General features: G+C 69.9%; 10 protein-coding genes. 1 reads left to right on the forward strand and 9 read right to left on the reverse strand.

The genetic code is table 11. The features are described 5' to 3' along the window. Positions 1 to 87 precede the first annotated feature (87 nt). The 9 genes from rodA to OG338_RS08455 form a co-directional block, all read right to left on the reverse strand. Entirely contained in the window at positions 88 to 1,278 is a 1,191-nt protein-coding gene (gene rodA / locus OG338_RS08415; protein WP_405936717.1) for a rod shape-determining protein RodA, read from the reverse strand. Beyond that, the gene (mrdA, locus tag OG338_RS08420; RefSeq protein ID WP_405936718.1) at positions 1,278 to 3,443 is read right to left on the reverse strand and encodes a penicillin-binding protein 2; all 2,166 of its coding nucleotides are present in this window, start codon (positions 3,441 to 3,443) and stop codon (positions 1,278 to 1,280) included. Before mrdA ends, rodA begins: the two co-directional genes overlap by 1 nt. Positions 3,444 to 3,492: 49 nt before the next feature. Beyond that, on the reverse strand, positions 3,493 to 4,158 hold the full coding sequence (gene mreD, locus OG338_RS08425) for a rod shape-determining protein MreD (protein ID WP_405936719.1): 666 nt from the start codon (positions 4,156 to 4,158) through the stop codon (positions 3,493 to 3,495). An 11-nt stretch (positions 4,159 to 4,169) separates the two neighbouring features. Beyond that, complete coding sequence (mreC, locus tag OG338_RS08430; RefSeq protein WP_405936720.1) at positions 4,170 to 5,204, reverse strand: rod shape-determining protein MreC; 1,035 nt, start codon at positions 5,202 to 5,204, stop codon at positions 4,170 to 4,172. A gap of 100 nt (positions 5,205 to 5,304) precedes the next feature. Next, positions 5,305 to 6,324: a rod shape-determining protein gene (locus OG338_RS08435; protein ID WP_018103191.1), complete on the reverse strand. Its 1,020-nt coding sequence runs from the start codon at positions 6,322 to 6,324 to the stop codon at positions 5,305 to 5,307. A 293-nt stretch (positions 6,325 to 6,617) separates the two neighbouring features. Beyond that, positions 6,618 to 7,031: a nucleoside-diphosphate kinase gene (gene ndk, locus OG338_RS08440; protein WP_359142651.1), complete on the reverse strand. Its 414-nt coding sequence runs from the start codon at positions 7,029 to 7,031 to the stop codon at positions 6,618 to 6,620. A gap of 93 nt (positions 7,032 to 7,124) precedes the next feature. After that, positions 7,125 to 7,472, reverse strand: a complete 348-nt coding sequence (locus OG338_RS08445) for a DUF4233 domain-containing protein (RefSeq protein ID WP_405936721.1) — start codon at positions 7,470 to 7,472, stop codon at positions 7,125 to 7,127. A gap of 2 nt (positions 7,473 to 7,474) precedes the next feature. Continuing rightward, positions 7,475 to 8,995, reverse strand: coding sequence for a bifunctional tetrahydrofolate synthase/dihydrofolate synthase (gene folC / locus OG338_RS08450; RefSeq protein WP_405936722.1), 1,521 nt, complete (start codon positions 8,993 to 8,995; stop codon positions 7,475 to 7,477). Between the two features lie 130 nt (positions 8,996 to 9,125). Beyond that, on the reverse strand, positions 9,126 to 11,747 hold the full coding sequence (locus tag OG338_RS08455) for a valine--tRNA ligase (RefSeq protein WP_405936723.1): 2,622 nt from the start codon (positions 11,745 to 11,747) through the stop codon (positions 9,126 to 9,128). A gap of 139 nt (positions 11,748 to 11,886) precedes the next feature. Here OG338_RS08455 and OG338_RS08460 point away from each other — a divergent pair, with 139 nt between their 5' ends. Next, entirely contained in the window at positions 11,887 to 12,870 is a 984-nt protein-coding gene (locus OG338_RS08460) for a hypothetical protein (protein ID WP_405936724.1), read from the forward strand. Positions 12,871 to 12,889: the final 19 nt, after the last annotated feature.

A 12,889-nucleotide genomic window follows, 5' to 3' on the forward strand; every position in this document is an offset into this window, starting at 1 on the left:
GCAGGGGTGACCATCCAGCGTACCTCGCTGCTCAGCCTCCCCGTGCCCGCCGGACATCGGTTCGGGCCCCACGCCGGGCGTGACCGCTCAGGCCGTTATCGGCCGTTGCACCCGGATCGACTGGAGCAGGCCGATGGCCACCCAGACGGCGAACATCGAGGAGCCGCCGTAGGAGACGAACGGCAGTGGGAGCCCGGCGACCGGCATGATGCCGAGCGTCATGCCGATGTTCTCGAAGGACTGGAAGGCGAACCAGGCGATGATCCCGGCGGCGACGACCGTGCCGTACAGCTCGGTGGTCTCGCGGGCGATGCGGCAGGCGCGCCACAGGACGACGCCGAGCAGCACCAGGATGAGCCCGGCGCCGAGGAAGCCCAGCTCCTCGCCGGCGACCGTGAAGACGAAGTCGGTCTGCTGCTCGGGGACGAACTGGCCGGTGGTCTGGGTGCCCTGGAAGAGGCCGGTGCCGTGCAGGCCGCCGGAGCCGATCGCGATGCGCGCCTGGTTGGTGTTGTAGCCGACGCCGGCCGGGTCGAGCGCCGGGTTGGCGAAGGCGGCGAAGCGGGCGATCTGGTAGTCGTCCAGCAGTCCGAGCTGCCAGACGGCGACCGCCCCGGCCGCGCCCGCGCCGAGGAGTCCGAAGACCCAGCGGTTGGACGCGCCGGAGGCCAGCAGCACGCCGAGCACGATGACGACCATGACCATCACGGAACCGAGGTCCGGCATGCCCATGACGATGATCATGGGGAGCGCCGCGAGGCCGAGGGCCTTGGCGACGCTCCGGTGGTCGGGGTGGATCTGGTCGCCGGCGTCCACCCGGGCGGCGAGGATCATCGCCATGCCCAGGATGATGGTGATCTTGGTGAACTCGGAGGGCTGGAGGGAGAAGCCGCCGGGCAGCAGGATCCAGGCGTGCGCGCCGTTGACGGTGGCGCCCAGCGGGGTGAGGACCGCCAGCACGAGGAGCACGGACAGGCCGTACAGGACGGGCACCGCGCCGCGCAGCGTGCGGTGGCCGAGCCAGATCGTGCCGATCATCAGCGCCATGCCGATGCCGGTGTTGAGCGCGTGCCGGAACAGGAAGTAGTACGGGTCGCCGTGGGTCAGCGAGTCGCGTCCCCGGGTCGCCGACCAGACCAGCATCGAGCCGATGAAGGAGAGCGCGACCGCCGAGCCGAGGAGCGGCCAGTCGAGCCGGCGCACGACGGAGTCGCGGGCCAGGAGCCGGCCCCAGCCGGACCGCTCGGGGCCGTAGCGCGGGACGGAGAATCCGGCCATCAGTCACGCCTCCCCAGCACCGCGGCGAGCGTCTGCTCGGCGGCGGGCTTCTCCGAAGCGGGGTCGTACGGCTTGATCGTCGGGGCGTCGATGGTGCCGTCCGTCTGGATCTTCGGCAGCCCCTTCTGCGGCGTCGGCAGGAGGGCCTTCTTGAGGTCCTGCTCGCCGGTGGCGTCGAGCCCGTAGAGCGCGTTGTAGATGTTGCGGACGGCGGGCCCGGACGCGCCGGAACCCGTACCGCCCTGGGAGATCGTCATGACGATCGAGTAGTCCTTGGTGTACGTGGCGAACCAGGAGGTCGTCTGCTTGCCGTAGACCTCGGCGGTACCCGTCTTGGCGTGCATCGGGATCTTGTCCTGCGGCCAGCCGCCGAATCGCCAGGCGGCCGAACCGCGGGTCGCGACACCCGCGAGGGCTTCGTCTATCTGGTTGCGCGTCTTCTTGGTGAAGGGCAGCTTGCCGTGCGACTTGGGCTCGATCGTCTGGACGGTCTTGCCGTCGGCGCTGACGATCGCCTTGCCGACGGTGGGGTCGTAGAGCGTGCCGCCGTTGGAGATGGCCGCGTAGATGGTGGCCATCTGGATCGGCGTGACGAGGGTGTCACCCTGGCCGATGGAGTAGTTGACGGAGTCACCGGCGCGCATCCTGTCGCCTTCGAGGCAGTTCTCGTAGGCGATCTTCTCGACGTACGTGCCGTCCTTCTTGCCCTGCTTGCACCAGGCGTCGTGGTTGGCCTTGGCGAAGTCCTTCTTCCACTGGCGGTCGGGGACGCGGCCGGTGACCTCGTTGGGGAGGTCGATGCCGGTCTCCTTGCCCAGGCCGAACTGGTGGGCGGTCTTGTAGAACCAGTCGTTGGGGTGCTTCTTCGGGTTGTTGCCGCCGTCCTTCAGCCACTCCTTGTGCGCGATGCCGTAGTAGACGGTGTCGCAGGAGACCTCCAGGGCGCGGCCGATGGTGATGTCGCCGTAGCCCTGGGACTCGTAGTTGGTGAAGGTCTGCCCGCCGATGGAGTACGAGCTGGGGCAGGGGTAGTGGCCGTCGAAGGGGTATCCGGCGTTGACCGCGGCGGTCGAGGAGATGACCTTGAAGATCGAGCCGGGGGCGGCCTGGCCCTGGATGGCCCGGTTCAGCAGCGGGAAGTTGCTGTTCTTGCCGGTGAGCTTGGCGTAGTCCTTGGCGGAGATGCCGCCGACCCAGGAGTTGGGGTCGTAGTTGGGCAGGGACGCCATGGCGACGACGCGTCCGGTCTTGGCCTCCATGACGACGACCGCTCCGGAGTCGGCCTTGTAGTTCTCGCCGGTGTTGTGGTCGAACTCCTTGCGGGCCGCCTTCATGGCCTCGTTGAGCTCGTACTCCGCGACGCCCTGGACGCGGGCGTCGATCGAGGTGACGACGCTGGCGCCGGCCTCCGCCTTGTCGTTCTTGGCCTGGCCGATGACCCGGCCCAGATTGTCGACCTCGTAGCGGGTGACGCCCGCCTTGCCGCGCAGCTCCTTGTCGTACGTACGCTCCAGGCCGGAGCGGCCGACCATGTCGGAGCGCAGATACGGCGACTCGCTGTCCTGGGCCTTGGTGATCTCCTCGTCCGTGACGGGCGAGAGGTAGCCGAGGACCTGGGCGGTGTTGGCCTTGCCGGGCGCCGGGTAGCGGCGGACGGCGGTGGGTTCCGCGGTGATGCCCGGGAAGTCCTCGGCGCGCTCGCGGATCGTCAGGGCCTGCTGGGTGGTGGCCTCGTCGGTGACCGGGATCGGCTGGTAGGGCGACCCGTTCCAGCAGGGCTGCGGGGTCTTGGCGTCGCAGAGCCGGACCTTGTCGAAGACATCCTGCGGCTTCATGTCGAGTACGCCGGCGAGCCGGGTCAGCACGGCCTTGCCGTCGTCGTCCATCTTCAGCAGCTCGGTGCGGCTGGCGGAGACCACGAGGCGGGTCTCGTTGTCGGCGAGCGGAATGCCGCGCGCGTCGAGGATGGAGCCGCGGGCGGCGGGCTGGACGACCTGCTGTACGTGGTTGTTCTTCGCCTCGTCCGAATACTCCTGGCCGTTGCGGATCTGGAGGTACCAGAGGCGGCCGCCGAGGGTGAGGAGCAGCGAGAACACCAGGACCTGGATGACGATCAGCCGGATCTGGACGCGCTGGGTGCGGCCCGTCTCGGGGATGTTGCTCACGGGGCGCCCCCGGTGGTGGTCCGGGGGCGGGGCCCGGCGGAATGCTGCGTCACAGTCGCTTGACTCCCTTGATCCGTCCGGCGCGTGCCGCCCGGTTGCGGGCCGCCTTCACGCGCAGTCCGCCGCGCTGGCTGCCGATCCGCAGCCCGGTCCCGGCCGCCAGCCAGCCGGCCGCCACGTCGCCGCGCCCCGATGAGGACTCGGTGACGGGGTCGTTCACGGTGCGTCTGGCGAGCGCCATGATCAGCGGCACAGTGAACGGCGCCAGGAGGAGGTCGTACACCGCGGCGGTGAACAGCAGGTTGCCGAGGCCCACGTGCCGGGCAGCGGTGTCGCCGACGAGGGCGCCGACGCCCGCGTACAGCAGGGTCGAGCCGATCGCCGCCGCGACGACCACGGCCATCGGCAGGAACGCGGACTTCAGCTGGCCGTTCTCCGGGCGGGCCAGGCCCGCGAGGTAGCCGATGACGCAGAGGACCAGGGCGTAGCGTCCGGCGGCGTGGTCGGCCGGGGGTGCCAGGTCGGCGAGGAGGCCGGCGCCGAAGCCGATGAGGGCGCCGCTGACGTGCCCGTACACGAAGGCCAGGCCGAGGACGACCATGAGCAGCAGGTCGGGCACGGCGCCGGGGAGCTGGAGGCGGGCGAGTACGGAGACCTGGACGACGAGGGCGAAGACGACCAGAACGATGGAGAGCAGGGTCCGGTTGACGTGCATGGGGATCAGCTCTACCTCTGTTCGTTGACCGCGTTGTCGGCGTTCGGAGTGGCGTTGCCGCTGGGGTCCGGGGTGGGGCTCTCGTGGATGTTGCCGACCACGTTGCCCTCGGTGTCCACGATGTCGCCGTTGGGCGAGATGGTGACGGTGACGGTCGGGGTGGGCTTCGGCTTGGCGGGTGCCTTCGGCTTCTTCGGCAGGACCGAGTCGCGGGGGTCCTCGCGCGGGGCCTGGACGACGATGCCGACGATGTCCAGCTTGGTGAAGGAGACGTACGGGCGGACGTAGACGGTCCGGGTGAGGCCGCCGCCCGAGGGGTCGACGCGGACGACCTCGCCGACCGGGACGCCGGGCACGAACGGCTTGTCCTTGCTGGAGCCGAAGGTGACGAGCCGGTCGCCCTTCTTCACCTTGGCCTTGCCGTTCAGGAACTGCACGGACAGCGGGCGGGAGCCCTGGCCGGTGGCGAAGCCGAGCTCGTCGGTGGACTCCATCCGGGTGCCGACGGTGAAGTCGGGGTCGTTGGCGAGGAGCACCGTCGCGGTGTCCGGGCCGACGGTGGTGACGCGGCCGACCAGCCCGTCCCCGTTGATGACGGTCATGTCGCGCTTGACGCCGTCCCGGGAGCCCGCGTCGATGGTGACCGTCCAGGAGAAGCCCTGGGCCGCTCCTATGGCGATGACCTCGGCGGCCGCGATGCCGTACTGGCCGGTGGCCGACTTCTTCAGCATCGCGTCCAGCTGGCGGACCCGGCTGCGGTTGCGGTCGTCGCTGCCGAGCTTGGCCTTCAGCTCGGCGTTCTGCTTCTCCAGCGCGGCGATCTTGTCGTGCCGGGCGCCGGAGGCGCGGACCGCCCCTATGGCGTTGCCCACCGGGTCGACCGCCGACGCCACGCCGTTCTCCACGGGTCCGAAGACCGTGGCGGCGGCCTGCCGGGCGCCGTCCACCGGTGACGCCTCACCGCCGCGGATGTCCACCGTGATCAACGCGAACGCGATGGCGATCAGCAGCACCAGGAGCAGCCGGCTCTCTCGTGTGTCCCTCACAGTGCGGCGGCCGTGCCTTCCTCGTAGGAATGATCGTGCCTGTATGTCACGCGGTCCCCCGCACGGAGCGGCAGCGTCCGCGCGGAGGGCCGTGGGGTTGCTAGCGTCGGGGCTGGGCGTCCAGGACCTGCTGGAGCGCCTCGAACTCCTCGACGCACTTGCCGGAGCCGAGCGCCACCGAGTCCAGCGGGTCCTCGGCGATGTGGATCGGCATGCCCGTCTCGTTGCGCAGCCGCTCGTCCAGGCCGCGCAGCAGGGCGCCGCCGCCGGTGAGGACGATGCCGCGGTCCATGACGTCGCCGGACAGCTCCGGCGGGCACTTGTCGAGCGTCGTCTTGACCGCGTCCACGATCGCGTTGACCGGCTCCTCGATGGCCTTGCGGACCTCGCCGGCCGAGATGACGACGGTCTTGGGCAGGCCCGAGACCAGGTCGCGGCCGCGGATCTCGGTGTGCTCGTCCTTCTCCAGGTCGTACGCCGAGCCGATGGTGATCTTGATCTGTTCGGCGGTGCGTTCCCCGAGGAGGAGCGAGTACTCCTTCTTGATGTGCTGGATGATCGCGTTGTCCAGCTCGTCCCCGGCGACCCGGATGGACTGGGCGGTGACGATCCCGCCGAGCGAGATCACCGCGACCTCGGTGGTGCCGCCGCCGATGTCGACCACCATGTTGCCGGTGGCCTCGTGGACCGGGAGGCCCGAGCCGATGGCCGCCGCCATGGGCTCCTCGATGATGTGCACCTGGCGGGCGCCGGCCTGCGTCGACGCCTCGATCACGGCGCGTCGCTCGACCCCGGTGATGCCGGAGGGCACGCAGACCACGACCCGGGGGCGGGCCAGGTAGCGGCGCTTGTGGATCTTCAGGATGAAGTAGCGGAGCATCCGCTCCGTGATCTCGAAGTCGGCGATGACGCCGTCCTTCAGGGGCCGTACGGCGACGATGTTGCCGGGCGTACGGCCGATCATCTTCTTGGCCTCGGCGCCGACCGCCAGAATTCCGCCGGTGTTGGTGTTGATGGCCACGACGGACGGCTCGTTCAGAACGATGCCGCGCCCCCTGACGTACACCAGCGTGTTGGCAGTCCCGAGGTCGATAGCCATGTCACGGCCGATGAACGACATTGAGTTCCCCTTGTTCCCCATGAGGATGCGTCGGGCCTTCCCAAGTGAAAGCGGTAATGGCTTGTTTTGGTAGGCAGGATGGGCGCTGCAAGCGTGGAAGGTTCCATCGTAGTGCCGGATGTGCCGGCACAGCGCGAGGGTACGCCGCCTTGCTGGGCAGAACGGGTGGCCGTTCCACTCATGGTGACGTTACGTCGGGGGGATGCGTTCCCGCGATCGGACACCCTATGCCGAAGGGCGACCGAATTAATTCGGTCGCCCCAGGTGGCGAGCGCTGTTCGGCTGATCCCGGTTCAGGAAAGTCCGGGGAAGAACAGCTTCATTTCCCGCTCCGCGGACTCCTCGGAGTCCGAGGCGTGGATGAGGTTCTCCCGGGTGATCGTGCCGAAGTCACCGCGGATCGAGCCGGGCGCGGCGGCGATCGGGTCGGTGGGCCCGGCCAGGGCGCGGACGCCCTCGATGATCCGCTCGCCCTCGGCCACCAGGGCGACGATCGGACCCGACTGCATGAATTCGACCAGCGGCTCGTAGAAGGGGCGGCCCACGTGCTCGGCGTAGTGCTGCTCCAGCGTGGCGCGGTCCAGGGTACGCAGCTCCAGCGCCGTGATCTTCCAGCCGGCCTTGCGCTCGATGCGGCCGACGATCTCGCCGACCAGACCGCGACGGACGGCGTCGGGCTTGAGAAGAACGAGGGTGCGCTGGGTCATGTGCGGCTCCTTGCAGGCATACGGGTGCGGTGAGGCGACATTACAGGGGCCCGGCGACGGGCCCGCCGCCGGGTTTGCCGTGGTGGGCGAGGGTCAGGCCGTGTCCGCCTCGGCCTGGGCGGCCCAGCGGGCCTTCACCTCGTCGATGCGGCGGCCGTAGTGCACCGAGGCCCACCACAGCGCGCCGAAGGCGACGCCCAGGATGAACATCACCGGGATCACGAAGCCGCTCGCGACCAGCGCGACCTGGAGGGCCCAGCCGAGCTGGACGCCGCCCGGGCGGGTGAGCATGCCGCAGAGCAGCACGGAGAGGAGCATCCCGATGCCGCACACCGTCCAGACCGTGGCGTTCGTCAGGTCGTCCGACTTCATCGCGACGAGTCCGGCGAACCCGATCACGAAGAACTCGCCGATCAGTGTGGACGCACAGAGCATGCGCATGGTCAGCGCCTTCCCAGGAGCAGCCGGGCCTCGCCGACCGTGATCACGGAGCCGGTCACCAGGACGCCGGCGCCCGCGTACTCGTCCTCTTCCTCGGCGAGGGTGATCGCCGCCTCCAGCGCGTCGTCGAGGCGGGGTTCGACCTGCACCCGGTCGTGGCCGAAGACCTCGACGGCGACGGCCGCGAGGGCGTCGGCGTCCATGGCGCGCTCGGTGGAATTCTGGGTGACGACGACCTCGGCGAAGATCGGCTCGAAGGCTTCCAGGAGCCCCCGCACGTCCTTGTCGCCGCTGGCGCCGACCACCCCGATCAGCCGGGAGAAGCCGAACGCCTCGGACAGGCCGTCGGCGGTGGCGCGGGCGCCCGCCGGGTTGTGCGCGGCGTCCAGGACGACGGTGGGGCTGGAGCGGACGACTTCGAGGCGGCCGGGCGAGATCACCGAGGCGAACGCGGCGCGCACGATGTCGGCGTCCAGCGCGCCGGGCTGCTCGGCGCCGACGCCGAAGAACGCCTCGACCGCGCAGAGCGCCACCACCGCGTTGTGCGCCTGGTGGGCGCCGTACAGCGGCAGGAAGACATTGTCGTATTCGCCGCCGAGGCCGCGCAGCGTCAGCAGCTGGCCGCCGACCGCGATCTCCCGGGAGACCACGCCGAACTCCATGCCCTCGCGGGCCACGGTGGCGTCGACCCCGACGGCCTTCTTCAGCATGACCTGGGCGGCGTCGACGGGCTGCTGGGCCAGGATGACCGTGGCGCCCTGCTTGATGATCCCGGACTTCTCGGTCGCGATCTCGCCCGGCGTGGAGCCCAGCCGGTCGGTGTGGTCCAGCGAGATGGGGGTGACGACGGCGACCGAGGCGTCGATGACGTTGGTCGCGTCCCAGGTGCCGCCCATGCCGACCTCGACCACGGCGACGTCGACCGGCGCGTCGGCGAAGGCCGCGTACGCCATGCCGGTCAGCACCTCGAAGAAGGACAGCCGGTAGGGCTGCTGGGCGTCGACCATCTCGACGTACGGCTTGATGTCCTCGTACGTGGAGATGAACCGCTCCGGGTCCACCGGGGCGCCGTCCAGGCTGATCCGCTCGGTGATCGACTGGACGTGCGGCGAGGTGTAGCGCCCGGTGCGCAGGTCGAAGGCGCCGAGCAGGGCCTCGATCATGCGGGCGGTGCTCGTCTTGCCGTTGGTGCCGGTGATGTGGATCGAGGGGTACGCGCGCTGCGGCTCGCCGAGCACGTCCATCAGGGCGGCGATGCGCGTGACGGACGGCTCCAGCTTGGTCTCGCCCCAGCGGCCGGCGAGCTCCTGCTCCACCGCGCGCAGCGCCTTGTCGACCTCGGGGTCGGCGGGGCGGGCGGGCAGCTCCTCGGCGCGGGGCGGCCCCGAGGCGGCGCGCAGCGTGCGGCTGCCGGCCTCGATCACCGCCAGGTCGGGGTCGCGCTGGGTCGCTTCGTCCACGATCTCCGCGAAGGTGTCGTCGGGGTCGGACGCGTCGGGCCGGTCGGGGCGGGGCTCACTCACGGGCCCCAGTCTACGGATGGCCTCGGACATCGCGCACAGCCGCCCGGAGGCCGGACACGGCCCGGTCACGGCGGAGCCCCCGCGCCCCTCGGACGAGGGTGCGGGGGCTCCGGGGCGGTCCGGTGGCCGGTCAGCTCTGCGGCAGGGCCGCCAGCTGGCCGCTGATCCGCTCGATGTCGGCCTCGGCCTTGGTGAGCCGGCCGCGGATCTTGTCGACCACGTTGTCCGGGGCCTTGGCGAGGAACGCCTCGTTGTTCAGCTTGCCGTGCGCCTGGGCCTTCTCCTTCTCGGCCGCGGCCAGGTCCTTCGTCAGCCGCTTGCGCTCGGCGGCCACGTCGATCGTGCCGGACAGGTCCAGCGCGACGGTCGCCCCGGCGACGGGCAGCGAGGCGGTGGCGTGGAAGCCGTCCCCGGCCGGCTGGAGCCTCAGCAGCTGCCGCATGGCCGTCTCGTGCGGGGCGAGCGGGGTGCCGGTCAGGGTCAGCTCGGCCGGGACCTTCTGGCCGGGCTGGAGGCCCTGGTCGGAGCGGAAGCGGCGGACCTCGGTGACGACCTGCTGGACGAGCTCGATCTCCCGCTCGGCGGCGTCGTCGCGGAAGCCCGAGTCCTTCGGCCAGTCGGCGATGACGACGGACTCGCGGCCGGTGAGCGCGGTCCAGAGGGTCTCGGTGACGAAGGGGACGACGGGGTGCAGCAGGCGCAGCAGCTTGTCGAGGACTTCGCCGAGGACCCGCGCGGAGACCCGGGCCCCGTCGCCGCCCGCGAAGAACGTCGTCTTCGACAGCTCGACGTACCAGTCGAAGACCTCGTCCCACGCGAAGTGGTAGAGGACGTCGGCCAGCTTGGCGAACTGGTAGTCGTCGTAGTACGCGTCGGCCTGGGCGACGACCTTGTTGAGGCGCGACAGAATCCACCGGTCGGCCGCCGACATCTCGTCGGCGGACGGCAGTTCGCCCTGGACGGTGGCGCCGTTCATGAGCGCGAAGCGGGTCGCGTTCCAGATCTTGTTGGCGAAGTTACGGGACGCCTTGACCCAGTCCTCGCCGATCGGGACGTCCGCGCCCGGGTTGGCGCCGTTGGCCAGCGTGAAGCGGACGGCGTCGGAGCCGTACGCGTCCATCCAGTCGATCGGGTCGACGGCGTTGGGGTTGGACTTCGACATCTTCTTGCCGAACTCGTCGCGCACCAGGCCGGTCAGCGCGACCGTCTTGAACGGAACCTCGCCGTCCATGGCGTACAGGCCGAACATCATCATCCGGACGACCCAGAAGAAGATGATGTCGTGGCCGGTGAGCAGGACGTCGGTCGAGTAGAACTTCGCCAGGTCCGGGGTCTCTTCGGGCCAGCCCAGTGTGGAGAAGGGCCACAGGCCGGAGGAGAACCAGGTGTCGAGGACGTCCTCGTCCTGGGTCCAGCCCTCGCCGCTCGGGGGCTCCTCGCCGGGACCGACACAGACGACCTGGCCCTCGGGGCCGTACCAGACCGGAATGCGATGGCCCCACCACAACTGGCGCGAGATGCACCAGTCGTTGAGGTTGTCGACCCAGTCGAAGTACCGCTTCTCCATCTCCTTGGGGTGGAGCACGACCCGGCCGTCGCGGACCGCGTCGCCGGCAGCCTTGGCCAGCGTCTCGACCTTGACCCACCACTGAAGGGAGAGCCGGGGTTCGACGGTCGTCTTGCAGCGCGAGCAGTGACCGACGGCGTGCGTGTACGGGCGCTTCTCGGCGACGACGCGTCCCTGGTCGCGCATTGCCTCGACGATGGCGGACCGGGCCTCGAAGCGGTCGAGTCCCTGGAACGGGCCGGGCACGGTGATGATGGCCCGCTCGTCCATGATCGTGAGCATTTCGAGCCCGTGCCGCTGCCCGATGGCGAAGTCGTTCGGGTCGTGGGCCGGGGTGACCTTGACCGCGCCGGTGCCGAACTCCGGGTCGACGTGGGCGTCGGCGACGACCGGGATGGTCCGGTCGGTCAGCGGCAGCTTGATCCGCTTGCCGATGAGATGGGCGTAGCGCGCGTCGTCGGGGTGGACGGCGACGGCGGTGTCGCCGAGCATCGTCTCGACGCGGGTGGTGGCGACGACGACGGTCTCGTCACCCTCGCCGTACTTCAGCGAGACCAGCTCGCCGTCGTCGTCCTGGTAGTCGACCTCGATGTCGGAGATCGCGGTCAGACAGCGCGGGCACCAGTTGATGATGCGCTCGGCGCGGTAGATCAGGCCGTCGTCGTAGAGGTTCTTGAAGATCGTCTGGACGGCCTCGGACAGGCCCTCGTCCATGGTGAAGCGCTCACGCGACCAGTCCAGACCGGCACCGAGGCGTCGCAGCTGGCCGAGGATCCGGCCGCCGTACTCCTCCTTCCACTGCCAGGTCTTGGCGACGAATGCCTCACGGCCGACGTCGTGCCGGGACTTGCCCTCCTCGGCGAGCTGCTGCTCGACCTTGTTCTGCGTGGCGATGCCGGCGTGGTCCATGCCGGGCAGCCACAGCGTCTCGTAGCCCTGCATGCGCTTGCGGCGCGTGAGGGCGTCCATGAGCGTGACCTGGAAGGCGTGCCCCAGATGCAGGGCACCGGTGACGTTCGGCGGCGGGATGACGATCGTGAACGGCGGCTTGTCGCTCTTCGCGTCCGCCTCGAAGTACCCGCGCTCCACCCAGCGCTCGTACAGCTTCCCCTCTACCTCGGCCGGCGTGTACTGGGTCGGCAGTTCGGGGTTGCTGGCTGGCTGCTGCGCTGGATTCTCGGTCACGCGGACAGTTTAGAGCCGTCACAGTCATGCACTGAAACCGGTTTGTTCCGTAACGGTGTGCCTCCCGGTGGTCCGCGCGCGCGGGCCTTCCGTCAGGATGTTCGCAACGCGTAAATATCACGAACAGGGGACACCGCAGATGAGCTACAACCAGCCGGGGCCGTACGGTGGCCAGCCGCCGCAGGGCCAGCCCGGACCGTACGGCCAGCAGCCGGGCCCGTACGGCGGTCAGCCGCCGCAGGGCCAGCCCGGCTACGGCTACCCGCAGCAGGCCCCCCAGGGCGTCCCGCCCCAGCCGGGTTACGGCTACCCGCAGGCGCAGCAGCCGGGTCCGTACGGCCAGCAGCCGCCCACTCCCCCGTACGGCGGCCAGCAGGTCTACGGCCAGCAGCCGGGCTTCCCCCCGCCGGCCCCGCAGAAGAAGAAGTCGGGCCTGATCGTGGCGGCGGCGGTCGTGGCGCTGGCGGTCGTCGCGGGCGGCGTCTACTACTTCACCTCGGACGGCGGCAGCACCTCCGTCGCGGCCTCCACCAAGGGCTACAAGCTGGTGCCGCCGGAGTCTGTGGGCGAGTACAAGCAGGACAAGACCGACTCCGACAACAAGACCGGGCCGCTGACCGGCAAGGACAAGACCGAGACCGAGGCGATGGGCGTCAAGTCGCCCGTCGAGGCCAGCGCCGTCTACGGCAGCGGGGACATCGAGAAGAACCCGCTCACGTCGAAGATGCTCATGCTCAAGGGCGTGTGGGGCGAGGTCGAGGACCCGGCGAAGACGCTGGACGCCGCCTTCGCCAGCGCCAAGGAGGCGATGGTCAAGGACGAGGGCGACGACGACACCGAGGTCTCGCTCGTCGGCTCGCCCGAGGCCGCCAGTCCGAAGGACTTCGAAGGGGCGCTGATGAAGTGCCAGACCTTCAAGACCGTCAACAAGAAGGCAGACGGGACCGTGCAGAACGGGCCCAAGGAGATCCTCACCCCGGTGTGCATCTGGACCGACTACAGCACGGTCGGCATCGTCATCGCCGTCGACCTCGGCGCGGCCATGACCAACAAGAGCATGCCGACCGACGAGGTGGCCGACCTCGCCGCCAAGCTCTACAACGCCTCCCGCACCAAGATCTGACCCGCAACGCCGAAGGGGC

The organism is Streptomyces sp. NBC_00726 (assembly GCF_045161735.1).
Classification (GTDB): Bacteria; Actinomycetota; Actinomycetes; order Streptomycetales; family Streptomycetaceae; genus Streptomyces.

Bases quoted from the DNA above. Each gene is read 5' to 3' on its own strand.
- OG338_RS08445 (WP_405936721.1), bottom strand. From the start codon at position 7,472: ATGCGCATGCTCTGTGCGTCCACACTGATCGGCGAGTTCTTCGTGATC.
- mreD (WP_405936719.1), bottom strand. From the start codon at position 4,158: ATGCACGTCAACCGGACCCTGCTCTCCATCGTTCTGGTCGTCTTCGCC.
- ndk (WP_359142651.1), bottom strand. From the start codon at position 7,031: ATGACCCAGCGCACCCTCGTTCTTCTCAAGCCCGACGCCGTCCGTCGC.
- OG338_RS08435 (WP_018103191.1), bottom strand. From the start codon at position 6,324: ATGTCGTTCATCGGCCGTGACATGGCTATCGACCTCGGGACTGCCAAC.
- rodA (WP_405936717.1), bottom strand. From the start codon at position 1,278: ATGGCCGGATTCTCCGTCCCGCGCTACGGCCCCGAGCGGTCCGGCTGG.
- OG338_RS08460 (WP_405936724.1), top strand. From the start codon at position 11,887: ATGAGCTACAACCAGCCGGGGCCGTACGGTGGCCAGCCGCCGCAGGGC.